The sequence below is a fragment of the Faecalibacterium sp. Marseille-Q4137 genome (assembly GCF_017377535.1).
In the GTDB taxonomy this organism is placed as follows: domain Bacteria; phylum Bacillota; class Clostridia; order Oscillospirales; family Ruminococcaceae; genus Faecalibacterium; species Faecalibacterium duncaniae.
This window is the reverse complement of sequence record NZ_JAFREK010000004.1, coordinates 1-25,457: the sequence shown is the minus strand read 5'-3', so window position 1 is coordinate 25,457 and position 25,457 is coordinate 1. Positions and strand designations below refer to the sequence as shown.

Genomic DNA, 25,457 nt, shown 5'->3' with positions numbered 1-25,457 from the left:
CGGGCATGGAAGCGAAAAATTCTATACGATGGTTTCGATGGGAGCGGCGGTGTGTTTGCTGCTCCTTCACAGCAGACAGGCCGCTCGCAAAGGGGTGTGCCTGCGTTTTGTAATTGATTTTGGAGGTACCGCATGGCACAGGTCAAAGAACAGAACCCGGCTCAGGCTCAGAACAATCCGAACAGAAACAGTGAATCCGGCGGGGAAAAGCGTACCCGCACCCGCCGCCCTTATTATAACCGGCGGCCCCGCCGTACTCAGCAGTCCAAGGAGGCCGCTGTGCCCATCCACATCTACCCGCTGGGCGGTCTGGGTGAAGTGGGCAAGAACATGACCGTGTATGAGTGCAACGGGGATATGATCATTGTGGACTGCGGCCTTGTATTCCCGGACAGTGAGATGTACGGCGTGGACATGGTCATCCCTGACTTTACCTTTGTGGTGCAGAATAGGGACAAGATCAAGGGCCTGCTCATCACCCACGGCCACGAAGACCACATCGGCAGCATTCCCTACCTGCTGCAGAAGTTTGATCTGCCCATCTACGGCACCCGGCTGACCTGCGGCCTCATCCGGAACAAGCTGGAGGAGTTTGGTCTGGCGGGCAAGACCAAGTTCGTGGAGATCACCCCCAAACAGAAGATCAAGCTGGGCTGCTTTACCGTGGAGCCCATCCATGTCAACCACTCCATCCCCGACTCCGTGGCCTTTGCCATTGACAGCCCTGCCGGAACGATCATCCAGACCGGCGACTTCAAGATCGATTACACCCCGCTGGCCTGCGGCGTGACCGACCTGACCACCCTTTCAGAGTATGGTCAGAAGGGTGTGCTGGCTCTGCTGAGCGATTCCACCAACGCCGAGCGCCCGGGCTTTACCGCCACGGAGCAGAAGGTGGCCGCCGGTGTCCGCAACCTGTTTGCCCGTGCCCGGAACAAGCGCATCATCATTGCGACCTTTGCGTCCAATATCTACCGCGTCCAGCAGATCATCGACCTAGCCGTGGAGGATGGCCGCAAGGTGGCGTTCAGCGGCCGCAGCATGGTCAATAACACTGCCATGGCGCAGGAGCTGGGTTATATGCACATCCCCGAGGGCACCCTCATCAGTGTGGATGAGCTGAACCAGTACCCGCCGGAGCAGGTGGTGCTGATCACCACCGGCAGCCAGGGTGAGCCCCTGAGCGCCCTTTCCCGCATGGCCTCCTGCAGCCACCGCCAGGTGCGGGTGGGCCCCGGCGACTTCATCATCATCTCCGCCAACCCCATTCCCGGCAACGAGAAGAGCGTGACCAAGATCGTCAACGGTCTGCTCCTGCTGGGCGCGGAGGTCATTTACGAGAGCATGTATGATGTCCATGTTTCCGGCCACGCCTGCCAGGAAGAGCAGAAGCTGATGCTCACCCTGACCAGACCCAAGTATTTCCTGCCCGTGCACGGCGAGTACAAGCAGCTGAAAAAGCATGCCCTGACCGCCGCGTCTCTGGGCATTCCCACCAGCAACATCCTCATTGCCGAGAACGGCTCCAACGTGATCCTGAGCCGGGACGAGATCAAACTGGGCGAGCCTGTCACCGCCGGTGCTGTGATGGTGGACGGCCTGGGCGTGGGCGATGTGGGCAATGTGGTCCTGCGTGACCGCAAGCATCTCTCTGAGGACGGTCTGGTCATCATTGTGGCTACCGTGGACAGCAAGACCGGCAAGGTGCTGGCGGGGCCTGACCTTGTGAGCCGCGGCTTTGTCTATGTGCGCGAGAACGAGAGCCTGATGGACGGGGCACAGAGCATTGTGGAAAACGCGCTGGATCGCTGCGTGGAAGAGCATGTGCGCGACTGGAACAGCGTCAAGACCCGGGTGCGTGAGGCGCTGAGCAGCTATATCTACCGCCGCACCAAGCGCAGCCCGATGATCCTCCCCATTCTGATGGAGGTATAAGCCGGAAGCCGCCCCGCCGGGGCAGGCAGACCAGGAGGCAGAAGATCCCATGAAACAAAAACCGAGATGGACGTTGGAAATGCTGATCGCCGCGCTGGCAGTGCTGTGTGCACTGCTGACACTGGCGCTTCTGGTGCAGCGGCCCGCGGGCTGGCCTGCGCTGGCAGTGCTGGTGGTGCTGTGGGGCATCGGCATCTGCGTTTTCCGGTATCAGCTGCGGCGCTGGACCGCCAAGTGGGTGGCTGGCGGCAGCTTTGAAAATTCCAGGACCCAATACAGCCTGGAATCCCTCTCTCAGCCGGCGGCTCTGCTTTCTGGCGAGACGGTGCTGTGGTACAACAGCCGCTTCCGCACGGCGCTGCTGGGCGGCGAGGACCGGCTTGCAGGCAGGGCACAGAAGCTGCTGCCCGGCCTGGACACCGCACAGGCCCGCACCCCGGAGGGGCAGCAGCTCAATCTGGCCGATGGTGTGTGGAATGTGCACAGCAGTACCGTGCCGGGCGGCAGCGAGAGTATGACGCTGCTTGTGTTCAATGAGGAGACCGCCCTGCGCAGGATCGAAACGGAGTACAAGGCCAGCCGCCCGGGTTACATGGTGTTCCTGGTGGACGGCTACGACGATGTGTTCAGCGATATGCTGGACAGTGAGCGCGCCCGCCTGCTGGAGGGCATCAACCGGGTGCTGGAGGATATGATCGGCCGGGGCACGGGCTTTTTGCGCCGCGTTGCCAGCGGCCGCTATATCGCCGTGGTGGAAGAGCGCCATCTGGAGCAGTACGCCCAGCGCGGCTACGATGTGCTGGATAAGATCCGTGCGCTGGACCCCAGCGTGAACCTGTCCATCTCCATTGGCATCGGGCGCGGAGCCAAGACCCTGCGGGAAGCCCAGGATATGGCCGTGCAGGCGCTGGATATGGCGCAGGGCCGCGGCGGCGATCAGGCCGCTGAGATGACCCCGGACGGCTTTACCTTTTACGGCGGCGTGAGCCACGGCGTGGAAAAGCGCAGCAAGGTGCGCAGCCGCATCGTGGCCGACCAGCTGGTCAGGCTCGTCAAGGAGGCGGACCATGTGGTCATCATGGGCCACCGGATGAGCGATCTGGATGCCATCGGCGCTGCCGAGGGCGTGCTGCGCATCTGCAAGATCTGCGATGTCCCGGCGGTGATCGCCGTCAGGCGGGATGCCACGCTGGCGGGCAGCCTGATCGATGCCCTGTGCCGGGCCGGGCAGGCGGATGATTTCATCGACCCCAAGGCGGCGCTGCCCATTATCTCCAAGAAAACGCTCTGCGTGGTGGTGGATACATACCAGCTGGGCCTTGTGGAAAGTAAGGAGATCCTGGAAAGGTGCGGCAAGGTGGCCGTTATCGACCACCACCGCAAGGGCGTGGGCTTCATCGAGCACGCAGACCTTGTCTGCCACGAGCCCTACTCCTCCTCGGCCAGTGAGCTGGTCACGGAGCTTTTGCAGTATGTGGGCGACCGGGACGACAAGCCCAGCCGGGTAGAGGCAGAGGGCCTGCTCTCGGGCATTATGCTGGATACCCGGGACTTCACCCTGCACACCGGTGTGCGCACGTTTGAAGCCGCCGCCGCTCTGCGCCGCTACGGCGCGGAGACGGAGCGGGTGCGCCAGCTCTTTGATGTGACCATGGTGGAGTACAACGCCAAGGCAGACCTTGTGGAGGCTGCCCAGATGTACCGCAGCTGTGCCATCTCGGTGAGCGGCGAGGTACCCCCCGAGGCCCGTGTTGCCATTGCGCAGGCTGCCAACGACCTGCTGACCATCCAGAATGTGGAGGCCAGCTTTGTGGCTGTGCAGGTGGGGAACGGCGTGAATATTTCCGCCCGCAGTCTGGGAGCGGTCAATGTTCAGGTCATCATGGAAAGTCTGGGCGGCGGCGGCCACCAGACCATGGCGGCGGCTCAGCTCAAGCATATTACCCCCGAGGCAGCCCGAGCACGCATCCAGACCGCCATCGACCAGTACCGTGAGAGCCAGAAGAAGCCGCTCTCCAAAAATGAACCTGAATCCAGAAAAAAGGAGAAGCAGGGATGAACCATTACGATTATCTCATCGTAGGCGCAGGCCTTTACGGTGCGGTGTTTGCCCAGCAAGCAAAAAAGGCGGGCAAAACGTGCCTTGTGATTGATAAGCGCAGCCACATTGCCGGGAATATCTACACCGAGGAAGTGGAGGGCATACAGGTCCACCGCTATGGGGCCCACATCTTCCACACCAGCAGCAAGGCAGTGTGGCAGTATGTGAACCAGTTTGCGGAGTTCAACCGCTACACCAACAGCCCCGTTGCCAACTATCACGGCGAGGTCTACAATCTGCCCTTCAATATGAACACCTTCAATAAGATGTGGGGGGTGGTGACCCCCGCCGAGGCCAAGGCAAAGATCGAGGAGCAGAAGCGGGAAGCGGGCATCACCGACCCGAAAAATCTTGAGGAGCAGGCCATCAGTCTGGTGGGCACGGACATTTACGAAAAGCTCATCAAAGGCTACACCGGCAAGCAGTGGGGCCGCCCCTGCACCGAACTGCCGGCTTTCATCATCAAACGCCTGCCGGTCCGCTTTACCTACGACAACAACTATTTCAACGCGCTGTATCAGGGCATCCCCGATGGCGGCTATACCGCTATGGTGGAAAAGATGCTGGAGGGCATCGAGGTGCGGCTGAATGTGGATTATCTGGCCGACCGGGAGAACCTGAACGCACTGGCCGACAAGGTGGTTTACACCGGCCCGGTGGATGCCTACTTTGGCTACCGGCTGGGGGCCCTGCAGTACCGCAGCGTCCGCTTTGAGACTGAGGTGCTGGATACCGACAACTATCAGGGCAACGCGGTGGTGAACTATACCGATGCGGAAACGCCCTATACCCGGATCATTGAGCACAAGCATTTTGCGTTCGGCACCCAGCCCAAAACGGTGATCAGCCGGGAGTACAGCACCGAGTGGAAGCCGGGTGACGAGCCCTATTACCCCGTCAACGACGAGAAGAACGGTGCCCTGTACGCCCGCTACAAGCAGTTGGCCGATGTCGAGCCGAACGTCATTTTCGGCGGCCGGTTGGGCGAGTACAAGTATTATGATATGGATAAGGTGATTGAAGCTGCGCTGGACGTGGCAGGGAAAGAGTTGGCGTGAACTGCTGATCGCCGCACGAGGGGAGTTTCTCCGGCAAGTGTCCGCTGGGGTGGGACCCTGTTGCCGCGCAGCGGCAATAGGGCGGGCGATGGAATGGCCCGTTTCACTTGCGGGAGAAAGCTCCCGGAGATGCGGCAGCCCCCGACCGTTGACGGAAACGCGCAATTGCTGTATACTAGCCATAGAAATCCACCGGTTCCCCGGTGAGAAGTGAGGGATAACACCATGAAAGTGATTCTGAAGCAGGACGTAAAGGGTATTGGCAAGAAGGATGAGATCCATGAGGTCTCCGACGGCTACGCCCGCAACTTTCTGTTCCCGCGCAAGCTGGCCGCTGTGGCCGATGCTTCTGCGGTGAATATCGCACGCGGCAAGGAGGCCGCTGCGGATTTCCACGAGGCTGAAACTGTGGCCGCCGCACAGGCTGTGGCTGCAAAGATCGAGGGCAAGACCGTGACCATCAAGGCCAAGGGCGGCGCATCCGGCCGCCTGCACGGCAAGGTCACCGGCAAGGAAGTTGCCGAGGCTCTGGCCCAGCTGGCCGGTTCTCCCATTGATAAAAAGAAGATCGAGCTGGAGACCAAGGACATCAAGGATGCCGGTGTGTTCAACGCAAAGGTGCGCCTGTATGTCGGTGTCGTGGCTTCCTTCAAGATCATGGTGGAAGTAGAACAGGCCTGATTGAAACGCCATCTGCGCCCCCTGCCTTCAGGGGGCGTTTTTGGCGTTTTGGGAAGCTGGCCCAGTATGGAGGGGGATGAACCATGCCCAACGAACAACGACATTATTCCAATGAACTGAATCTGGAGAGTGTGGGCATCAATCTGCCCTACAATATGCAGGCCGAGCAGAGCGTGCTGGGCGCGGTGCTGCTCAAGCCTGAGACATTGACCGATCTGGTGGAGATCATCCGGCCGGAAATGTTCTACACCCGGCAGAACGCCCAGATCTACTCCGAGATGCTGCGCCTGTTTACGGCGGACCAGACCATCGACTTTGTCACCCTGCTGGATGCCGTCATCTCCGATGGCGTGTTCCCCAGTGCGGACGAGGCAAAAGTCTATCTGACCGGTCTGGCCGAGACGGTGCCCAGCATCTCCAATGTGAAGGCTTATGCCCAGATCGTGCAGGAAAAGTATCTGGTGCGCCAGCTGATGGGCGTTGCCAAGGACATTCTGCAGGACGCGGGCGATGAGCCGGACGCTGACCTGCTGCTGGAAAACGCCGAGCAGCGCATCTACGAGATCCGCTCCGGGCGGGATTCCAGCGTGTTGACCCCGCTTTCCTCCAGTATGGTGGAGACGCTGACCAACCTGCAGAAGATCAGCGGCCCGGATGCCGACAAGTACAAGGGCATCCCCACCGGCTTCCGTCTGCTGGATACCGTCCTGACCGGCCTGGGCCGCGGCGACCTCATCATTCTGGCCGCCCGCCCCGGTATGGGCAAGACCAGTTTTGCGCTGAACATTGCCACCCGCGTTGCCATGCAGCAAAAGGTGCCGGTGGCCATTTTCAGCCTGGAAATGACCAAGGAGCAGCTGACCAACCGCATCCTTTCGGCGGAAGCAGGCATCGACAGCCAGGCTTTCCGTACCGGCGCTCTTCGCAGTGAGGACTGGGAGTATCTGGCACTGGCAACGGAAAAGCTCCACGATGCCCCCATCTATATGGACGACACCTCAGGCATCACCATCACCGAGATGAAGGCGAAGATCCGCCGGGTCAATCAGGACCCCACCCGCCCCAATGTGGGCCTGATCGTTATCGACTATCTGCAGCTGATGACCACCGGCCAGCGCAGCGAGAACCGTGTGCAGGAGATCAGCTCCATCACCCGAAACCTGAAGATCATGGCTAAGGAAATGAATGTGCCCATCATCGCACTTTCTCAGCTGTCCCGCGCGGTGGAGAAGCAGGGCAACAACTCTTCTCACCGGCCCCAGCTGTCTGACCTGCGTGACTCCGGTTCCATCGAGCAGGATGCCGACTGCGTCCTCTTCCTTTACCGTGATTCCTACTACGCCAGCCAGAACCCCGATGGGGCAGAGGTGGATGCGGATACCGCGGAGTGCATCGTGGCAAAGAACCGCCACGGCGAGACCAGCACGGTGCCGCTGGGCTGGGATGGCGCACACACCCGCTTTATGGATGTGGACTTCAAACGCTGATGAACGATGAAACATCAAAATTGATTGCAAAAGTAGAACGCTTTGCCCGACAGGAGCAGCTGTTTGCGCCTGCGGAGCCGGGCCGGGCTCTGCACCTGTGCGCCGCCGTTTCGGGTGGAGCCGACAGCATGGCGCTGCTGCAGGTGCTGCTGGAGCTGCGGGAAGCTTTTGAGTATACCCTTTCTGCCTGCCACGTCAACCACGGCCTGCGGGGCGAGACTGCGGACCGGGACGAAGCTTTTGTCCGGGCCGAGTGTGCCCGGCTGGGGGTGTCGCTGACAGTTTTCCGCCCGGCAGATGTGGGAATGGCTGTACCGCCCCATGCCGGGGAGGACTGGGCCCGCAGACTCCGCTATGCCTGCTTTGCCCAACTGCTGGCAGGCGGGATAGACTGCATTGCAACGGCCCATACTGCTACTGACCAGGCCGAGACCCTGCTGTTCCGGCTGGCCCGGGGCACCGGGCTGCACGGGGCAGGGGGCATCCGGCCCAGGCGGCCCGGCTACTGCCGCCCGCTGTTGGGCCTGACCCGGGCCGAGACCGAAGCGCTCTGCGCCGCCTTTGAGCAGGGCTGGGTGACGGACGAGACGAACGAGTCCGATGCTTACGCCCGCAACCGCCTGCGCCATGGGGCCGTTCCGGCCTTGCGCAGCGTCAACGATGCGGCAGAGGAAAATCTGGCCCGCTTCTGTGAAAAGGCGGCCCGCGCGGATGCCTACTTTGCCAGGCAGGCAGAACAGCTGCTTTCCATCGCACGTCTGGATGCAGCCCAGACTGCCCGCAAGGCCCCGGAAACCAAGGCAGTGTGGCGGCTGGAGCCGCTGCAGGGCGCTGACCCACTCATTTTGGAAGCAGCGCTCCACAGCCTTGTTGCCCCGGTGCGGGATGCCGAGGAAAAATACATCCGTCTGCTGGCAGAGCTGGTGGAGCAGGGGAGCGGGGCGGTGCAATTGACCGATACGGTCCGCTTTTGCGCAGGCAGCGGGATGCTCTGGCAGGAAAAGGGCCGCCCGGAAGCTGCTGCGGCCCTTGCGTTTTCGCTGCCGTTTGCCCCTGCCGATGGGGCGGAATTTGCTCTGCCCGGGGGGCAAACCCTGAAAACACGGCTTTTTGTAAGCGGTTTTCGAGAAAAAACACAGGGTGTTCATAAAAAAGACTTAAAAAATCGGGCGGATTATGCTAGAATAACCTTGTTATATTCTGCCCTTACACTGCGCACCCGTCAACCGGGAGACCGGTTCCGGCCTGCGGGGCGGGGGCTGAGCAAGCCCCTGCGCAAATGGATGAATGAGGCAGGCATTCCTGCCGGAATACGAGAGGGCCTGCCGCTGCTGGCGGCGGGCAGCGAGATCCTGTGGGTCTGTGGGGAGGGCTTTGCCGAGGGGCTGGCCCCGGACGAGGAGACCGAACAGGTCTTGCAGTTGGAATTGGAAAATGGAGGAACAACCCATGAGCATGAATGACGATATCAAGAACATCCTGGTCAGTGAGGAAGCATTGAAAGCCAAGGTTGCCGAGCTGGGTGCACAGATCAGCAGGGATTACGAGGGCAGAAACCTTGTCCTTGTCTCCATCCTCAAGGGTTCGGTGGTTTTCATGGCCGACCTGATGCGGGCCGTGACCATCCCCTGCAGCATTGATTTTATGGTCGTGTCCAGCTACGGCGGCAGCAATACCACCACCAGCGGTCTGGTCAAGATCATCAAGGATCTGGACGGCGACCTGTCCGGCAAGGACGTGCTGATCGTGGAGGACATTCTGGATACCGGTGTCACCCTTTCCAAGCTGGTGCCCATGCTCAAGATGCGCAACCCGAATTCCGTGAAGATCTGCACCATTCTGGACAAGCCCAGCCGCCGCAAGGCCGACATCCAGCCCGATTACGAGGGCTTCCAGGTGCCGGACGAGTTTGTGGTGGGCTATGGTCTGGACTACGATGAGAAATACCGCAACCTGCCCTATGTGGGTGTGCTGAAACCGGAAATCTACGCATAATAAAAACGAATTAGAACTGGAGTTGATCCCTTTTGCAACCGAAACGACCTCGCTTTAATCCCCTGATCCTGGCGCTGGCACTGGCCGGTGTTCTGATGATCTGGTCGGTGCTGGGCACCAGCGACAGCAGTACCGGTGGCTCCACCATGAGCTACTCGACTGTGGTGCACTACTTTGAGAACAATCAGGTCACAGCCTTTACGCTGGACCGCAACACCAGCATCATCACCCTGACGCTGAAGGAGGGCAAGCAGGAGCTGCCCGAAACCACAGGTGCCACCGCTGCCACACAGGCCTCCGGCGGTCTGCTGAGCAATATGTTCTCCTCCTCCACCTCTTCCGTGGGGGCGACCAGAAACGATGACGGCACGGTGACGGTGCGCTACAAGCTGCCCTACGCCTATGTGTTCATCGAGAATGTCCAGCAGTATATCGATTCCTACGACGCAGCCAACCCGACCGCGCCCATGGAGTACGATTACACCACCCTGAAGGAGTCCATCCCCTGGATGGAGATCCTGTTCTACCTGGGAATGCTGGGCTGCACCGGCTTCCTGCTCTTCTCCATGATGCGCGGCGGCGCTGGCGGCGGCGGTATTATGAACGTGGGCAAGGCCAAGGTGAAGGACGAGCATGAGAACAAAAAGACCGCGACCTTTGCCGACGTTGCCGGTGAGGACGAGGAAAAGGAAGAGCTGAAGGAGGTCGTGGAGTTCCTCAAGAGCCCCGACAAGTTCAACACGCTGGGTGCCCGCATCCCCCACGGCGTTCTGCTGGTGGGCCCTCCGGGTACCGGTAAGACCCTGCTGGCCCGTGCCTGCGCCGGTGAGGCGGGGGTGCCCTTCTACTCCATTTCCGGTTCCGACTTCGTGGAAATGTATGTCGGTGTCGGCGCGTCCCGTGTGCGTGACCTGTTTGATAAGGCCAAAAAGACCATGCCCTGCATCATCTTCATCGATGAGATCGATGCCGTGGGCCGTCAGCGCGGCGCAGGTCTGGGCGGCGGCCACGACGAGCGGGAGCAGACCCTGAACCAGCTGCTGGTTGAGATGGACGGCTTTGAGGCCAACGATGGTGTCATCGTGATGGCAGCCACCAACCGTGCCGACATTCTGGATAAGGCACTGCTCCGTCCGGGCCGCTTTGACCGTCAGGTCTATGTGGGCCTGCCCGATGTCAAGGGCCGCGAGGAGATCCTCAAGGTCCACACCAAGAATAAGCCTCTGGCTCCCGATGTCTCCCTCAGAGTCATCGCACAGCGCACCGCAGGTTTTGCGGGTGCTGACCTGGAGAACCTGGTCAATGAGGCCGCTCTGCTGGCTGCCCGCCGCAGCCGCAAGGCTATCACCATGGAGGACATCGAGGAAGCTTCCATGAAGGTCATGGCAGGCCCTGAGAAGAAGAGCCGTGTTGTGACTGCCGAGGAAAAGAAGCTGACCGCCTACCATGAGGCGGGCCACGCCGTGGCAGGCTTCTATTGCAAGCACCATCCCCGCGTGCACGAGATCACCATCATTCCCCGCGGCCAGGCTGGCGGCTACACCATGTATCTGCCTGAAAAGGATCGCAGCTACGTGACAAAGGGTGAGATGTTCGAGGATATCGTTTCCAGCCTGGGCGGCCGTGTGGCCGAGCAGCTGATCCTGGAGGATATCTCCACCGGTGCCTCCAACGACCTGCAGCAGGCAACCAACATTGCCCGCCAGATGATCACCAAGTACGGCTTTTCCGAGCGCCTGGGCCCTGTGGTCTACGGCACCTCGCAGGAGGAGACCTTCCTGGGCCGTGATTTCACCCAGGGCAAGGGCTACAGCGAGAGCACCGCTGCCGAGATCGACGGCGAGATGCGGGATATCATCGATGAGGCTTACGAGACCTGCCGCCGCACCCTGACGGAGCACATCGACCAGCTCCATGCGCTGGCACAGGCTCTGATGGAACGCGAAAAGCTCAACGAGAAGGAGTTCAACACCGTGATGGCCGGCGGAAAGCTGCCCCCGCGTGACGGTGACGAGCCTGCACAGGAACCCGCCGCACCGGCGGCCCATGTGGAGACCGCAGAACCTGCCGAGAGCGCAGAGCCCGCTGAACAGGCGGAGCAGGCCGTGCTGGGCGAGGAAATGCCCGACCCGGCGCAGGATGCCCCGCAGGAAAACGAATGATCGAAGGGAGCGAGTGTCGTGGAGGAAAATTTTAACCCGGTCGCACGCACCCGGGCCAACTATTATACCCCGGGCAGCCCGGTGCAGTTCGTCTGTGTGGAACTGCTCAAGGGCGAACTCAGCGGCGAGAACGCAGTCTGCCTGACCTTCAAGAACATCTCCAAGGTCACCCTGACTGCGCTGGAGATCCACTTCAAGTGTAAGGGTGTGGACGGTATCATCCTGTGTGAGGATGCCTTTGAATACCGCGAGATCGAGGTCAAGCCCGGTGAGAGCTTTGGCATGGACGATGCCGTGTTCGTGACCCAGAAGGCCATCACCAGCGTGGATGTGGTCCTGAAGAACGTATACAGCGGCAAAAAGGTCGTGCATCTGGATGCCATCAAGCGCGTCCGCCTGCCTGCCCCGCGCCGCCTGAGTCCGGAGCTGGAAAAGGCACTGGAAAGCCGGATGAACCGCACCGGCCTCAAGTATATGCCGCAGGTGTTCGAGAACGGCTGGTACTGTGCCTGCGGTTCCTTCCACCCGAAGGAAGAGGACACGGTCTACTGCACCGAGTGCGGCTGTGACCGCATCCTGCTGCAGAACGCCCTGAACACCCTGCTGCAGCCCGGCCAGAAGGCCGCTCCTGCAGAGCAGGCCCCGGCGGCGGAGGCCACCCGCGTGGTGAGCGCCGCTCCGCAGGAAGAGCCGACCCGCATCGTGGCCAGCGCGCCGGTGCAGGCAGAGCCCACCCGGGTCATCCCGACGGCCCGCCCGGCAGAGCCTGTCAGCGCTCCGACCAGCTTTGCACCGCCGGTGGAACACACCCCTGCTCCGGAAGCAGAGCCTACCCGGGTGCTGGATGCCGCCACCCGCGCGGCGTTCCCCGGCAGCGGTGCAGCGGCTGTGGATGACGAGGGCACCCGTGTGATGCCTGCTGCTGTCCGCCGTGCCGCCCCGGCCCGCCAGCCGGAACCCGAGGTGGAGCAGTACGATGAGGAGGACGATGCGGAAGAGAGCCGTGACGGCATTGCCGAGACCCTCGTCCGCTGGGTCCCGCCCATCACCGCCATCGTCTGCGCAGGCATTGCGCTGTGGGGCTTCGTTTATTATCAGTTTATGATGTAAATGAATGACGGAGGAGGCTGCGCTTCCTCCGTTTTTTTGGTTGTACGAAGGAGAAACGTTATGCCCGACGAAGCACTGCAAACCGCTTTTGAGATCAAAACTACCTGCGATGAGATCAGCCGCAAGCTGCTGCGCTGGCACTGGGAGAACAAGCCCGGGGAGCACAGCCTGGGAGCCCTGCTGGATCACATCCGTACCCGCCAGCAGGAGAGCCCCGAATATTATGACCGTCTGCCCGATCTGGCGGGCCGAAACAGCTGGCAGCAGCTGGATACCACCCTGTGCATGCGGGTGCTGCTGGACCTTGAAAAGGATGCTGCCCGCCCGCTGGATCTGCTGGGCAATACGGAGCACCCTGCTGCTGCCCGCCGGGCCTGCAACGCGGTGCGCACCGCCCGCAATGAAGCGGCCCATGCTTCTGACCGCACGGCGGCTGCGCAGGCGGCGATCCTCTTCAACGAGGCCGTGGAAGCACTGGAAGAGGGCTATGCAGGCGCGCCCCTGCGCACCAGTGAGCTGGGCCAGTATTACCGGCTGGCTGAGGATTATCTGAGCCGCTGCGGGGCCAAAAAGCCCATTGCGTCGGCGGCCCCGGAAGAGAAAGCCCCTCGCGCGGCAAAGTCCGGCCAGAGCACTGCGGGCAGGAAGAAAGAGGGGGCTTCCGGTAACGCATCACGCCGCAGCAGCACAAAGCAGAACACGAGCGGCCGTAGCTCCGGCGGCAGATCCCAGAACCGGAAGCAGGGCGGCAGCCGGAACAGCCGTGCCCGGGCCAGGCAGAAGCAGAAACAGGCCAACCGCACCGTTCTGCTGGTACTGCTGGCGATCCTGGCCGTGGGTCTGCTGATTCGCGGCTTTACCATGAACTGGCAGTGAAAGAGTGAGGAAACTATGAAGCAAAAACTGATTTTTCTGGATATTGACGGTACTTTGCTGCCGCCTGGTGAGATGACCGTTCCGGCCAGTGCCGTGGAGGCCATCCGGCAGGCCCGGGCCAACGGCCACAAGGTGTTTCTGTGCACCGGGCGCAACCTGCGCATGACGAAACCGCTGCTTGCCTACGGTTTCGATGGCTTTGTCTGCTCTGCAGGCGGCTATGTAGGCTGTGATGGGAAAATTCTCGTGGATCTTCCCATGGAGCCTGCGCAGGTCGAGGGCCTGCGGGAGGTGCTGGAGCGTGCCGGTGCCGAGTGCACACTGGAAGCCCGGGACGATACTTACGGCGGCATCAAGATGATCGAGCGGTTCGCCCATTTGTTCCCCCGCAAGCCGGGGCAGCTGAACAGTGAGGCCGAGCGCTGGCGCAAAACAATGGAGTATGGCATGACCATCCGGCCCATTGAGGAATACCACGGAGAGCCGGTTTACAAGGTGGTGTTCATCGCCCCCAACGAGGCCTGCCTTGCCGAGGCAAAGCAACTGTACGAGGATCAGTTCATCTTCTGCGAGTCCCGGCTGGGGGATACCCCGTCAGCCATCGTCAACGGGGAGCTCATCAACCGCAAGTTCAACAAGGGCACCGGCATCAAGGCCATCTGTGATGAGCTGGGGTGTTCGCTGGCCGATACCATCGGCTTTGGCGACAGCGACAATGACCTGCAGATGACCGATGTGGTAGGCATCAGCGTCTGCATGGCCAATGGCTCTGACAACCTGAAAAAGCTCTGCGACCGCATCTGCCCGGCTGTGACGGAGGACGGCGTGGCAAGGGAGCTCAAAACCCTGGGCCTGATCTGAGAGCAGCCCTCCACAAAAGAAGAGATGATAACAAAAAATTCCCGCTCCATCGAGCGGGAATTTTTGTTAGAGAGGGTTATTTCTGATGGACTGCCTTGTGATATACCGCGTAGGCGATCACGGCAGAGAGGGCCTCTGTGATCCAGAAGGCGTGCCAGACACCGGTAGGGCCTATGCGGCCGCACAGCACCCACGCAATGGGCATGATGAAGATGATATAGCGGCAGAGGGAGATGACCAGCGAGGGCACGCCCTTGCCCAGACCCTCCAGCGCGCCGGAGGAAGTGGTAGACACTGCCGAAACGATGAACCCCAGGCAGATGACCCGCAGGGCGGTCTGGCCGATGGCGATGGTCTCGGGGTTAGAGGTGAACAGACCCATCAGCGGGCCTGCAATGGTCAGGCAGAGCAGGGTGCCAATGGCCATGATCCCGGCGCTCAGGCCCAGTGTCAGGTTGTAGAGCCTGGACACACGGCCATGCTCCCGGGCACCGTAGTTGTAGCCCACCAGCGGGCGCATCCCCTGCACGATGCCGTTGGCCGGCAGGTAAAGGAAGGTCTGGAGTTTGTAGTAGATGCCCAGCACCGTCACATAGCTCTGGGAGTAGACCGCCAGCAGGCCGTTCAGGAAGGTGACCAGCAGGCTGGGCAGGGCCAGATTCAGGATGGCCGGTACACCGATGGCATAGAGCTTGCCGTCAAGGGCGGCATCGAACCGCAGGCAGCGGCGGGAGAAGCGGACGGCGACTTCGGTGGTGCAGTAGACATAGAGGTAGACCACAAGGGAAACGGCCTGCCCGATGCCGGTGGCAAGGGCCGCACCGGCAATGCCCAGGGCGGGCACCGGCCCAAGGCCGAAGATGAGGACCGGGTCGAGGGCGATGTTGGTCACACAGCCGGTGATCAGCGCCACCATGGCAACATTCATCCGGCCCACGGACTGGAAGATCTTCTCAAAGGCGAGGTCTGCCATGTTGACCAGCGAGAAGAGGAACACGGTGCTGGAGTAGGTCACGCCCATGTCCACCAGAGTTGGATCGGTAGTGAAGCGGCGCAGGAAGCCGGGCATGATGGCAATGCAGAGGACCATGCCCAGCACGCCGTGCAGCAGGGAGAACATCATGCCATGGGTGGCGGCCCGGTTGGCGTTCTCGTGGTCGCCTGCGCCGAGGTAGAGCGCGATCTGGGCGTTGATGCCGATGCCAAAGCCGATGGCCACTGCATTGACAAAGTTCTGGATGGGAAACACCAGCGAAAGCGCCGTCATGGCCTGCTCGCTGATCTGGGCCACAAAGAGGCTGTCCACGATGTTGTACAGGCTGTTCACCAGCATCGAGATGACGTTGGGCAGGGCCATGGAGAGCAGCAGCGGGAACACCGGTCTGGTTTTCATAAAAGTATCGTTCATTTTCATTGCTCCTGAGGGTCAGATTTGGATTTGAAGGCAAAGCAAAAGCCACACAATGGCTTTTGTACCATTGTGTGGCGAAAAGTTGCAGAATGCTGTAAAAATCCACACGATATTTTATTGACTCAAAGATACCACATTACAGGGATACTTGTCAAGGACTTTTTAAAATAAAAGTATGACTTTTTACAGCGGGCCCTTGCCCTTGACAAGGGGCGCGGCGGCGGTAAAATAAGAACAGAACGCACAAAAGGAGGATCTGCCATGAAATGGATGATCGCGTCAGACCTGCACGGGTCGGCTTACTACTGCCGCAAAATGCTGGAGGCCTTTGAGTGGGAGGGAGCCGACCGGCTGTTCCTGCTGGGCGACCTGCTCTACCACGGCCCCCGCAACGACCTGCCCCGGGAGTACGCCCCCAAGGAGGTCATCCCCCTGCTGAACGGGAAAAAGGAGAAGCTGCTCTGCGTGCGGGGCAACTGTGATGCCGAGGTGGACCAGATGGTGCTGGAATTCCCCGTGCTGGCCGATTATGCGGTGCTTCCGGTGGGGCGGCGGCTCATTTATGCGACCCACGGGCATATCTATCATGTGAACAATCTGCCGCCGCTGGCCCCGGGAGATGTGCTGCTGCATGGGCACACCCATGTTCCGGCCTGGACAGAGTTCGGGCAGGGAAATCTTTACCTGAATCCGGGTTCTGTGAGCATCCCCAAGGAGAACAGCCCCCACAGCTACATGACCCTGGAAGGAAACACGATGCAATGGAAAGAGCTGGAAAGCAGCGCTGTTTTCCATGAACTGACCCTTTGATAAAGTCCCCCGGCCGGTTTTGCGGGCAGCTTGAAATTTGCCCACCGGTATGGTATGATAAAACTGAAAACAGATCGGCAAAGTTCCGCAGAGCAGTGCTGTGCGGGGCAGAAGCCTTTTTGTTTCTGCAATGAGTTAGCTAAAACTAACAAAATGACGAAAACAGCGGGCTGGACTTGTGCAGTTTGACAGGGGTGCCCGCAGATACAGTATGGAGGGGACAACAATGGTAGAAACGATCCTGAGGGTCGATGGTATGATGTGCGGTATGTGCGAGAGCCACATCAATGATGTGGTGCGCAAGACCGCCCGGGTGAACAAGGTGACTTCTTCCCACACCAAGGGCGAGACGGTCATCGTCTCGGAGCAGCCGGTGGATGTGGAGGCGCTGAAGGCTGCCATTGCCGAAACGGGCTACACCGTGACAGGCGTGCAGACCCGACCCTATGAGAAAAAGGGATTCTTCTCGTTCCTGAAAAAGTAACAGCCCGGTGTTTCTGGCCGGGCTGATCATGCAAAACAGGAGGTATCTCGTTATGAGGATCTTGGTGTACGGCGCAGGCGTTCAGGGCTGTCAGCTGGCCCACAGTCTGGCACAGAACAAGAAAAATGTGGTCACCCTGCTGGCCCGGGGCGAGTGGAAGGAGGTCATTGACCAGAAGGGCCTGACCATCCGCCACATGCTCCAGCGGAAAACAACGGTGGATCGGATGCAGACGACAGATGTGCTGGCCCCCGAGGATGTGTATGACCTTGTGTTTGTCACGGTGCAGGCCGGGCAGCTGGCCGATGTGCTGCCCATCCTCAAGGCAAACCGGAGCCAGTACTTCATCTTTGTGGGCAATGATCCCTATGCGCAGGAGATGCTGCAGGCCATGCAGCGCCCGGTGGATAAAATCGCCTTTGGCTTCCAGAACAATGCGGGCCGCCGGGAGCATGACCGGCTGGTCAGTGTGCACATGGGGATGGGAATGACCGTTGGCGGCGCAACCGCACCCTTGTCCGGCGCGTTCCGCCTGCGGCTGCAGGCTGCCTTTGAGGGCACCCACTACAAGCTGACCTATTACAGCGATATGGACGAGTGGCTCAAGAGCCACATCGCCTTTATCCTGCCCTGCGCCTATGCCTGCTATGCGGTGGATGGGGAACTTTCCCGCACCACAGTGGAACAGCGCAGGATGATCGTGGATGCCGCCTGGGAGTGCTGTGAGATGCTGAAAGCGGCAGGTGTACCCGTGAACGATGCGGAGAACACCGACCGCTACCGCGAGGGCACCAAACAGCGGAAAAAGACCGAGCGGATGGTCTACTGGATGGCGCAGACAGTCGTTGGGAAGTGGTGCATTTCGGATCACGCCATGCGTGCGGTGAGCGAGATGCAGTATTTGGATGAAGCGTTTGCCGCCCTGCGCGCCACCACATTGGTGGAGATGACTGCTTGGGATGAACTGCGCAGATCCCTGCCCAGAAAGAAGTAAGAGCCGGAAAATGTCCGGAGCATGAGAAAAAGCCTGTCGGTTTTTGCGCTGACAGGCTTTTTTTATTGGTTCCGTGCCCAGAAGACGGCAAGCTGCTGCTCCAGCTCTGTGGTGCTGCGCAGGTATTGGAGCTGGTGCCAGTGGCGGGGGAACAGGCGGGTGTATTCGGCGCGGGCAAAGCGGTCATCCAGTAGAAGCACCACGCCCCTGTCCTCCTGTGTGCGGATGACCCGGCCCGCCGCCTGCAGCACCTTGTTCATGCCTGGGAAGCGGTAGGCGTAGTCGAAACCGGTGCCGCCCGCCTCGTCATAGTAGCGGCGCAGAATCTCCTGCCGGGGGTTTACCTGAGGCAGGCCCACCCCCACGATGGCACACCCGATGAGCCGGTCGCCCACCAGATCCACGCCCTCGCCAAAGATGCCGCCCATGACCCCGAAGCCCAGCAGCGTTTTTGCGGGGCTTGGACCGAACTGTTCCAGAAAGGCTGCCCGGGCCGCGTCGTCCAGACCACTCTCCTGGGCCAGCGTCCCGATGTTCGGGTAACGGGCGGTGAAGTCCTCGTGCACCTGCCGCAGATAGGCGTAGCTGGGAAAAAAGGCCAGATAGTTGCCCACCTTGGCCCGGGCCAGTGCGGCCAGCGCATCCGAGACGGCCTGAACGCTGGCCTCCCGGTCCCGGTAGCGGGTGGAGATGCCGGGCAGGCAGTAGAGCCCCAGATGTTCGGGCGGAAACGGGCTTTCCAGAGCCACGGCCCGGGCATCGGGACAGCCCAGCACGGAGCGGTAGTAGCCCGGCGGGGTGAGCGTTGCGCTGAACAGTGCCGCGGCCCGCCCGGCGGCAAGGCTGGCATCCACAAAGGGGGCGGGGTCAAGGCAGAGCAGCTCCCATTCCAGCTCGCTGCCCCGGGCTGTCAGTTGGGTGACAAAATGCGCGTCGTACCGTTCTGCCGCCCGGGTGATATCCTGCAACGCAAAGTAGAGCTCGAGCAGCTGGGCGTGGGCATCGGCCTCCGGGTTGGCCTCCAGCCAGTCCTGCAGGGGAGGCTGCAGGCTGAACAGCAGTCGGAGCAGTTCCTTCGGCAGCTCTTGCAAAAAGACCGTGCCATCCTGCGCCAGCAAAGGCTCCGGCAGCGGGAAGGCGGCTTCTGCCGGTTCGGTGTCCAGAAGGCTGGTCTGTTGGGTGAGATCCTCTGTCGGCGGTTCAGTGAGCGCTGAACCCCGGCGGGGGGCCAGCTTCGTTACCGCCCGGCGCGCTTCCAGAAAGCCTTTGTCTGCCTTTGTCAACGCGGTTTTCAGTGCGCTTTTTCCTTTGCCGATGGCCCGTCTGGCATCGGTCAGGCTGCTCTTGCAGAACCGCGCCGAGTACATGGCTCTGGCCCGGTCCGGCAGGTTGTGGGCTTCGTCGATGAGAAAAATGTAGTCGCCCGCCGCATCGAAAAAGCGCCGCAGGTGCACGGTGGGGTCGAACAGATAGTTGTAGTCTCCGATGACCACATCACACCACTCGCTCAGGTCCAGTCCCAGCTCAAAAGGGCAGACCCTGTGCCGCCGGGCAGTCTCAGTCAGGGCGGCCCGGTCATAGGGGACGGCGCTGTCCAGCAGGTCGGCCAGCGCATCCTTCAGTCGCTCGTAGTAGCCGTTGGCGTAGGGACAGGCTTCCGGCAGGCAGGCGGGGTGACCCTCAGCATCCTTGCACAGGCAGGCCTTCTCTTTGGCCGAAAGGGTCACGCTGCGCAGGGAAAGCGCCGGGTCTGCCGCCCGCAGACGGGCCAGTGCATCCTCAGCAGCGGCCTGTGTCGTGTTGCGGGCGGTCAGGTAGAAGATCTTTTCCCCCTTGCCCCCGCCCATGGCTTTCAGGGCAGGGAAGAGGGCGCTCATCGTTTTGCCGATGCCGGTGGGTGCCTGGCAGAACAGCCGGGTACCGCCCTTCTGCTCTGCCTTGCCCGCAGCACAGGCGCGATAGACCTCCCCGGCAAGGGCGCGCTGCCCGGGACGGTAGGCCGGAAACGGAAATTGCAGAGCCCCAAGGCTCCGGTTCCGGGCTTCCACCCAGTCCAGCTGCCGCCGTGCCCAGGGAAGATACTGCCGCAGTAAGTTGTTGAGAAACGCATCCAGCTCAGCGGCAGAGAAGTGCCGGGTATAGCGGATGATCTCATCGGTGTCGATCTGGTAATAGGTCAGCCGGACATCCAGTGTTTCCAGCTCCCGCTGTTCGGCGCAGATGGCCCCATAGACCATGCCCTGCGCCCAGTGGCAGGGGTTCATGTCCTCCGTGATGGCATCGGTGGGCGCGGCAGTGGTCTTGATCTCGTCGATGACCACCGTGCCGTCCTCATCGGTAAAAATGCCGTCGGCACGGCCCTCGATGGTGAACCCGATTCCCTCCATCGTCCGCTCTGCCGTGAGGAACACCTCGGCGGCGTAGCCTTCCCCCGCCGCCTTCTGGAGCCTGCGGTGGATGCGTGCGCCCTCGTTGGCCCGGTCAAAGCCGGTAAAGCGGCTGTCGATACTGCCGGTGCGGAGCAGGAACTCCACCAGCTCCCGGACAGAGAGACGGATGGTTGGCATGGGGTTCACTTCCTTTCAGGTTGTGCACAGTATGTTGGGAAACTAAACCCCTCAGTCTCGCTATCGCTCGCCAGCCCCCCTAATAGTGGGGCCTCTGGCGTTACGTAAAGTTTTTTGGGGTTCCCCTTTACGCACAAACTACATCGCTTTGCCAAGGCCGCCCCTACTAGGGGCGGTGGCAGCCCAAAGGGCTGACGGTGGGGTTTAACAGCAGGGCCTACCCGAGACCCAGGATCTTTTGACAATTTGCTGCAACAGCATTCACCTGGTCAAAATCCACGGCGGCCCGGTAATAAGTCTCCAGCTCATCATGGCAGTTCTTGGCCTGAGCCATCAGGGCTACAGCCTGGTCGATGAGCTCAGAGGCGGCACGGTCGTTGAAGCGCAGGCGGGCGCGGAAGCCGGACAGGTTCTCCCGGTCCACAAAGCGGGTGCAGCGCACGGCCTGTACGCCGGGCAGCTGGATGGGATGCCAGAGGTTGTCGGTCAAAAAAGCCAGCCGCAGGGCCGGGATGAAGATGTGGTCGATCTGATCTTCAGGGTGCATGGCACAGGGGCAGGTGATGATGTGGTAGCCCCGGGCCAGCGCTTCGGCCCGGATGAGTTCCAGCAGCAGGCGGGAGACCGCCCCGTAATCATCCCGGAATACCACATACCGGTCGGCCAGCGCTTCTACCGTGCCCCGGTAGAATACCATCCCCTTGGGGGTGATGGCTGAGAGCAGCCGCAGCTCCTCGCTGGCGGTGCCCTCGGTGCGGGGAAGCAGCCGAGTGCAGAGCCGCTTGACGTAGCGGCGCACCTTTTCAAAGTTGGCGCTGCAGGCCTCGGCCCGGCGGCTGTCCAGCATCAGGCTGCCCGCCGATGCGATATACCGGGCTGCCCGGCCCCGCAGGGCGGCATTCCGGGCAAACAGGGCCTTGACCTCGTCCCGGTGGGGAGCCAGCTTTCCGGCATCGATGGTGTGGTACAGGCTCACCACCAGCTCATCAGCCCCGGGCGCGTCCGGTTCCACCACATGGGGCGCGGTGGCATCGATGATGGCGCGCCTCTGGTCGAGGAAGATGACCCCGTCCAGACTGTCCGGGTCGCTGGCGCAGTGGATCTTTTCGATGCGCTGGCCCTGCTGCTCGGCGGCCTGGGCCAGATGCTTCATCAAGGTGGATTTGCCGCATCCCGGCCCGCTTTTGATGAGAAGCATCTGCATCCCTGGCTCCCGGCGCAGCGGCTCAAAATAACCCTTGAAGCCCGCCGGTGTGGTGGCCCCCAGAAAGAAATCGGGGGAACGGCTTTGGATCGTTTTCATATCAGAACACCTCACTTTTGCTTTAGGGTATGCAAAAATGAAGGAAGATGATACTTGGAAACGGCCTTGCCCTCTCAGTCTCGCTCCGCTCGCCAGCTCCCCCAAAGTGGGAGCCCTTGGCAGTTTTTGTGAGCTTCATCTTTCTGCCAAGGCCTCTCCCTTCGGGAGAGGTGGCATTGCGACAGCAATGACGGAGAGGGTGAGCTTGTTAATATGTGTGCCCACACACCTCGTGGATCTTCTCCCGCAGGGCCACAAAATCCGCAAAGGCGGCGGGTTTGTTCTGCGCCTGCCGGAGCAGGGCAGCGGGGTGGAAGGTGCCCATAAACCATACGCCGTTCTTTTGCACAAAGGTGCCGTGCTCCTTGGTCACAGAGAAATCGGTGCGAATCATCCGCTGGGAGGCGATGCGGCCCAGGCAGACCACGATCTTTGGCTGCAGCAGCTTGAACTGTTCCCGGAGCCAGGGCATACAGGCCTCACTCTCGGTGGGCAGCGGGTCACGGTTGTGGGGCGGGCGGCACTTGACGATGTTGGCAATGTAGCAGTTTTTGCTCCGGTCCAGATCAATGGCAAACAGGTATTTGTCCAGCAGCTGGCCGCTGCGGCCCACAAAGGGCAGGCCCTGCTCGTCCTCGCTCTGACCCGGGCCTTCGCCCACGAACAGCACCTCGGCAGTCTGGACACCCTGCCCGAACACCACATGGGCGCGGTCAGTGCACAGCTCACATCTGCGGCAGGCAAGGCACTCGGCCTTTAATGTATCCCAATTCATAGCAGTTTGATCTCCTTGCAGCTGAATGATAATTTATTCACAAATAAAAAATGGTTTTCTCCTAAAATAATAGCACAAAAAGCCAATTTTGTCTTGAACTTTTTGCCGGGTGTGCTAGAATAAAAGAGAAAGGCATCCTTGTGTCCAACAGACACCCGGATGTGAATATTGGATAGTTAATTCGGAGGTAATCAACAATGGCTGATATGTTCGCACCGCTGGTAGCACAGCTGAAGGCAAACCCCAAGACGATCGTTTTTACCGAGGGCAATGACCCCCGCATCCTGGAGGCAGCCAGCAAGCTGCTGGCCGAGGGCGTTCTGAAGGTTGTCATGGTGGGCAACGAGGCTGAGTGCAAGGCCGCTGCTGCCGCAGGCAATTTTGATATTTCCGCTGCTGAGATCATTGACCCTGAGAACTACGCAGGTTTCGACGAGATGGTGAACACCATGGTCGAGCTGCGCAAGGGCAAGCAGACCGCTGAAGAGTGTACCGCAATGCTGAAGAAGTCCAACTACTTCGGCACCATGCTGGTCAAGATGGGCAAGGCTGACTGCCTGCTGGGCGGCGCTACTTACTCCACCGCCGATACCATCCGCCCCGCTCTGCAGCTGGTCAAGACCAAGAAGGGCGCACACCTGGTGAGCTCCTGCTTCATTCTGGACCGTGACTTTGGCGAAGAGGGCCTGAAGCGCATTGCCATGGGCGACTGCGCTGTCAACATTGATTACACCGATACCGTTGATAAGGCTACCGGCGAGGTCAAGATCGCTGCATCCGCAAAGCTGGCTGAGGTGGCCGTTGAGACTGCCAAGACCGCAAAGCTGTTCGGCATCGATCCGAAGGTCGCAGTTCTGAGCTTCTCCACCAAGGGTTCCGGCAAGGGCGGCACTGTTGCTCTGAGCCATGACGCTACCATCAAGGCTCAGGAGATGGACCCCGAGCTGGCTGTGGATGGCGAGCTGCAGTTTGACGCTGCCGTTGCTCCCGAAGTTGCACAGGTCAAGTGCAAGGGCAGCAAGGTCGCTGGCCAGGCCAACACCTTCATCTTCCCCTGCATCGAGGCCGGAAACATCGGCTATAAGATCGCTCAGCGTCTGGGCGGCTACGCTGCCTACGGCCCCATCCTGCAGGGCCTGAACGCACCCATCAACGACCTGTCCCGTGGCTGCAACGCTGACGAGGTCTACAAGATGAGCCTGATCACTGCCTGCCAGTCCTAACTTTTATTCAGCACTCTGCCCCTTCTGGTGTAATGCCGGAAGGGGCTTTTGTTTTGCATGTTGTTTGATGGTTTTGCCAAAGGCTCCCCCTTTGGGGGAGCTGGCGCAAAGCGCCTGAGAGGGTGAGCCCGCTGCCGGGGCTTGCATTCTCCTCCGAAACATGCTATAATAATCAAGCACAAAATGTGCCATGCCGGACAGCGCCTGCTGCGTGGTTCGGCATACGGATGCGGGCCCTGTACGATGGGGCCGCTGTGAACCAGGTCAGGTGGGGAACCAAGCAGCCTTAAGCGGTGTGTCCCGTGCGTTTCAGTCAGCCTGCATCCGTATGCCGAGTTACGCAAGGCGGGGGTCAAACCCCGTCAGCGCTGCCCGGCTTTTTTGTTGAAAGGGGAGAAGCAGATGTATCGAGCCCTGTACCGCAAGTGGCGGCCCCAGCGGTTTGAGGACGTGGTGGCCCAGCGCGGCATCGTGACCGCACTGCGCAACCAGATCGCCACAGGCCGTGTGGGCCACGCTTATCTGTTTACCGGCGTGCGCGGCACCGGCAAGACCACCTGTGCCAAGATCTTTGCCAAGGCAGTCAACTGCCTGCATCCCCAGAACGGTGACCCCTGCGGTGAGTGCGAGATCTGCAGGGGCATCGACAATGGCAGCATTCTGGACGTGGTGGAGATGGACGCGGCCTCCAACAACGGCGTGGACGATATCCGCGACCTGCGTGATGAAACGGCCTACACCCCCAGCGCCTGTCATTATAAGGTATATATCATCGACGAGGTGCACATGCTCTCCACGGCAGCGTTCAATGCCCTGCTGAAAACGCTGGAGGAGCCGCCCGCCCACGTCATCTTTATTCTGGCGACCACGGAGATCCAAAAGGTTCCCGCCACCATCCTTTCCAGGTGCCAGCGGTACGATTTTACCCGCATCGGCCCCGAGGATATCGCCCAGCGTGTGGAGTACATCGCCGGGCAGGAGGGACTGGAGCTGTCCGGCGAGGGGGCGGAGCTTATCTCCCGCCTTGCCGATGGTGCCATGCGAGACGCGCTGTCCATTCTGGATACCTGTGCCGGTGTCACGGCAAAGATCGATGCGGATGTTGTCCGCCGGATGGCAGGTGTGACCGACCGGAGCTATCTGTTCCATATTTCGGATGCGCTGGAAGCGCAGGATGCCGCCGCGGCACTGGTACAGCTGGCTCAGCTGCGTCAGCAGTCGGTGGATGTGAAGCGGCTGACCGAGGAGCTCATTGCCCATTACCGTGCGCTGATGCTGGCGGCCCTGCCCGGCGGGCAGGCACTGCTCTCGGGTGTATCTCCGGAAGAGGAAAAGCTCTATCTGGAAAAAGGCCCCCGGATGGGGCAGCGGGAGGCGATCCGGGCCATCCGGGCTCTGGGCAACGCTCTGGAGCACATGACCCGTGGCAGTGACCAGCGGATAGAGCTGGAACTGGCCCTGTTCAGCCTTTCGGAGCCGCCCCAGCAGGTGACGGTACAGGCTGTGCCCGCCGCTCGGCCTGCGGTCCCTGCACAGGAGGCCCCCAGACCGTTTGCGTCGGCACCGGTCAAACCTTTTGTATGTGCACCGGCGGCATCGGCTCCCGTGCAGGAACCCTCTGTGG

20 protein-coding genes and 1 other RNA gene are annotated in these 25,457 nt (G+C 60.8%); 17 read left to right on the top strand and 4 right to left on the bottom strand.

Translation table 11 applies throughout. From position 1 onward, the window contains the following. Positions 1-132 precede the first annotated feature (132 nt). From J3353_RS02700 to J3353_RS02650, 11 genes are all read left to right on the top strand, one after another. Positions 133-1,935: a ribonuclease J gene (locus J3353_RS02700; protein ID WP_207684086.1), complete on the top strand. Its 1,803-nt coding sequence runs from the start codon at positions 133-135 to the stop codon at positions 1,933-1,935. Between the two features lie 49 nt (positions 1,936-1,984). Next, positions 1,985-3,994 carry a DHH family phosphoesterase gene (locus J3353_RS02695; RefSeq protein ID WP_242700830.1) on the top strand — a complete coding sequence of 670 codons (2,010 nt, stop codon included), beginning with the start codon at positions 1,985-1,987 and terminating at the stop codon, positions 3,992-3,994. Continuing rightward, complete coding sequence (gene glf, locus J3353_RS02690; protein ID WP_207684085.1) at positions 3,991-5,094, top strand: UDP-galactopyranose mutase; 1,104 nt, start codon at positions 3,991-3,993, stop codon at positions 5,092-5,094. The genes J3353_RS02695 and glf overlap by 4 nt, the downstream gene beginning before the upstream one ends. A gap of 225 nt (positions 5,095-5,319) precedes the next feature. Continuing rightward, the gene (gene rplI / locus J3353_RS02685; RefSeq protein WP_005931857.1) at positions 5,320-5,775 is read left to right on the top strand and encodes a 50S ribosomal protein L9; all 456 of its coding nucleotides are present in this window, start codon (positions 5,320-5,322) and stop codon (positions 5,773-5,775) included. A gap of 83 nt (positions 5,776-5,858) precedes the next feature. Beyond that, positions 5,859-7,262 (top strand): replicative DNA helicase, encoded by a 1,404-nt coding sequence (gene dnaB, locus J3353_RS02680; RefSeq protein WP_207684084.1) that lies wholly within the window; start codon positions 5,859-5,861, stop codon positions 7,260-7,262. Next, positions 7,262-8,725, top strand: a complete 1,464-nt coding sequence (gene tilS / locus J3353_RS02675; RefSeq protein ID WP_207684083.1) for a tRNA lysidine(34) synthetase TilS — start codon at positions 7,262-7,264, stop codon at positions 8,723-8,725. The genes dnaB and tilS overlap by 1 nt, the downstream gene beginning before the upstream one ends. Then, the gene (gene hpt / locus J3353_RS02670) at positions 8,712-9,257 is read left to right on the top strand and encodes a hypoxanthine phosphoribosyltransferase (protein ID WP_097770522.1); all 546 of its coding nucleotides are present in this window, start codon (positions 8,712-8,714) and stop codon (positions 9,255-9,257) included. The genes tilS and hpt overlap by 14 nt, the downstream gene beginning before the upstream one ends. Positions 9,258-9,352: 95 nt before the next feature. Next, on the top strand, positions 9,353-11,419 hold the full coding sequence (gene ftsH / locus J3353_RS02665) for an ATP-dependent zinc metalloprotease FtsH (protein ID WP_207684157.1): 2,067 nt from the start codon (positions 9,353-9,355) through the stop codon (positions 11,417-11,419). An 18-nt stretch (positions 11,420-11,437) separates the two neighbouring features. Then, positions 11,438-12,529 carry a hypothetical protein gene (locus J3353_RS02660; RefSeq protein WP_207684082.1) on the top strand — a complete coding sequence of 364 codons (1,092 nt, stop codon included), beginning with the start codon at positions 11,438-11,440 and terminating at the stop codon, positions 12,527-12,529. Between the two features lie 60 nt (positions 12,530-12,589). Beyond that, entirely contained in the window at positions 12,590-13,405 is an 816-nt protein-coding gene (locus tag J3353_RS02655; protein WP_207684081.1) for a hypothetical protein, read from the top strand. 15 nt (positions 13,406-13,420) lie between these two features. Beyond that, positions 13,421-14,266 (top strand): HAD family hydrolase, encoded by an 846-nt coding sequence (locus J3353_RS02650; protein WP_207684080.1) that lies wholly within the window; start codon positions 13,421-13,423, stop codon positions 14,264-14,266. A gap of 76 nt (positions 14,267-14,342) precedes the next feature. On the opposite strand, the gene J3353_RS02645 is transcribed toward J3353_RS02650, so the two are convergent. After that, positions 14,343-15,674, bottom strand: coding sequence for an MATE family efflux transporter (locus J3353_RS02645; protein ID WP_207684079.1), 1,332 nt, complete (start codon positions 15,672-15,674; stop codon positions 14,343-14,345). 264 nt (positions 15,675-15,938) lie between these two features. On the opposite strand from J3353_RS02645, the gene yfcE reads away from it, so the two are divergent. From yfcE to J3353_RS02630, 3 genes are all read left to right on the top strand, one after another. Further along, positions 15,939-16,487: a phosphodiesterase gene (gene yfcE, locus J3353_RS02640; protein ID WP_207684078.1), complete on the top strand. Its 549-nt coding sequence runs from the start codon at positions 15,939-15,941 to the stop codon at positions 16,485-16,487. A gap of 226 nt (positions 16,488-16,713) precedes the next feature. Continuing rightward, positions 16,714-16,971, top strand: a complete 258-nt coding sequence (locus tag J3353_RS02635; protein WP_154277343.1) for a heavy-metal-associated domain-containing protein — start codon at positions 16,714-16,716, stop codon at positions 16,969-16,971. Between the two features lie 52 nt (positions 16,972-17,023). After that, the gene (locus tag J3353_RS02630; RefSeq protein ID WP_197036478.1) at positions 17,024-17,965 is read left to right on the top strand and encodes a ketopantoate reductase family protein; all 942 of its coding nucleotides are present in this window, start codon (positions 17,024-17,026) and stop codon (positions 17,963-17,965) included. Positions 17,966-18,027: 62 nt separating this feature from the next. Here the strand turns inward: J3353_RS02630 and J3353_RS02625 are convergent, their stop codons facing one another. From J3353_RS02625 to J3353_RS02615, 3 genes are all read right to left on the bottom strand, one after another. Next, complete coding sequence (locus J3353_RS02625; protein WP_207684077.1) at positions 18,028-20,532, bottom strand: ATP-dependent DNA helicase; 2,505 nt, start codon at positions 20,530-20,532, stop codon at positions 18,028-18,030. Positions 20,533-20,749: 217 nt separating this feature from the next. Then, positions 20,750-21,835 carry a hypothetical protein gene (locus tag J3353_RS02620; RefSeq protein WP_207684076.1) on the bottom strand — a complete coding sequence of 362 codons (1,086 nt, stop codon included), beginning with the start codon at positions 21,833-21,835 and terminating at the stop codon, positions 20,750-20,752. Positions 21,836-22,043: 208 nt separating this feature from the next. Continuing rightward, positions 22,044-22,610, bottom strand: coding sequence for a uracil-DNA glycosylase family protein (locus tag J3353_RS02615; protein ID WP_207684075.1), 567 nt, complete (start codon positions 22,608-22,610; stop codon positions 22,044-22,046). 197 nt (positions 22,611-22,807) lie between these two features. Between J3353_RS02615 and pta the strand changes: the two genes are divergently transcribed. From pta to dnaX, 3 genes are all read left to right on the top strand, one after another. Beyond that, positions 22,808-23,833, top strand: a complete 1,026-nt coding sequence (pta, locus tag J3353_RS02610) for a phosphate acetyltransferase (protein ID WP_005931805.1) — start codon at positions 22,808-22,810, stop codon at positions 23,831-23,833. Positions 23,834-24,060: 227 nt separating this feature from the next. After that, positions 24,061-24,160, top strand: an RNA gene (gene ffs / locus J3353_RS02605) — signal recognition particle sRNA small type. A 75-nt stretch (positions 24,161-24,235) separates the two neighbouring features. Further along, on the top strand, positions 24,236-25,457 hold a 1,222-nt coding region (gene dnaX, locus J3353_RS02600), incomplete at its 3' end, for a DNA polymerase III subunit gamma/tau (protein WP_207684074.1).

Bases quoted from the DNA above. Each gene is read 5' to 3' on its own strand.
- J3353_RS02700 (WP_207684086.1), top strand. From the start codon at position 133: ATGGCACAGGTCAAAGAACAGAACCCGGCTCAGGCTCAGAACAATCCG.
- J3353_RS02695 (WP_242700830.1), top strand. From the start codon at position 1,985: ATGAAACAAAAACCGAGATGGACGTTGGAAATGCTGATCGCCGCGCTG.
- glf (WP_207684085.1), top strand. From the start codon at position 3,991: ATGAACCATTACGATTATCTCATCGTAGGCGCAGGCCTTTACGGTGCG.
- rplI (WP_005931857.1), top strand. From the start codon at position 5,320: ATGAAAGTGATTCTGAAGCAGGACGTAAAGGGTATTGGCAAGAAGGAT.
- dnaB (WP_207684084.1), top strand. From the start codon at position 5,859: ATGCCCAACGAACAACGACATTATTCCAATGAACTGAATCTGGAGAGT.
- tilS (WP_207684083.1), top strand. From the start codon at position 7,262: ATGAACGATGAAACATCAAAATTGATTGCAAAAGTAGAACGCTTTGCC.
- hpt (WP_097770522.1), top strand. From the start codon at position 8,712: ATGAGCATGAATGACGATATCAAGAACATCCTGGTCAGTGAGGAAGCA.
- ftsH (WP_207684157.1), top strand. From the start codon at position 9,353: ATGATCTGGTCGGTGCTGGGCACCAGCGACAGCAGTACCGGTGGCTCC.
- J3353_RS02655 (WP_207684081.1), top strand. From the start codon at position 12,590: ATGCCCGACGAAGCACTGCAAACCGCTTTTGAGATCAAAACTACCTGC.
- J3353_RS02650 (WP_207684080.1), top strand. From the start codon at position 13,421: ATGAAGCAAAAACTGATTTTTCTGGATATTGACGGTACTTTGCTGCCG.
- J3353_RS02645 (WP_207684079.1), bottom strand. From the start codon at position 15,674: ATGAACGATACTTTTATGAAAACCAGACCGGTGTTCCCGCTGCTGCTC.
- yfcE (WP_207684078.1), top strand. From the start codon at position 15,939: ATGAAATGGATGATCGCGTCAGACCTGCACGGGTCGGCTTACTACTGC.
- J3353_RS02635 (WP_154277343.1), top strand. From the start codon at position 16,714: ATGGTAGAAACGATCCTGAGGGTCGATGGTATGATGTGCGGTATGTGC.
- J3353_RS02630 (WP_197036478.1), top strand. From the start codon at position 17,024: ATGAGGATCTTGGTGTACGGCGCAGGCGTTCAGGGCTGTCAGCTGGCC.
- J3353_RS02625 (WP_207684077.1), bottom strand. From the start codon at position 20,532: ATGCCAACCATCCGTCTCTCTGTCCGGGAGCTGGTGGAGTTCCTGCTC.
- J3353_RS02620 (WP_207684076.1), bottom strand. From the start codon at position 21,835: ATGAAAACGATCCAAAGCCGTTCCCCCGATTTCTTTCTGGGGGCCACC.
- J3353_RS02615 (WP_207684075.1), bottom strand. From the start codon at position 22,610: ATGAATTGGGATACATTAAAGGCCGAGTGCCTTGCCTGCCGCAGATGT.
- pta (WP_005931805.1), top strand. From the start codon at position 22,808: ATGGCTGATATGTTCGCACCGCTGGTAGCACAGCTGAAGGCAAACCCC.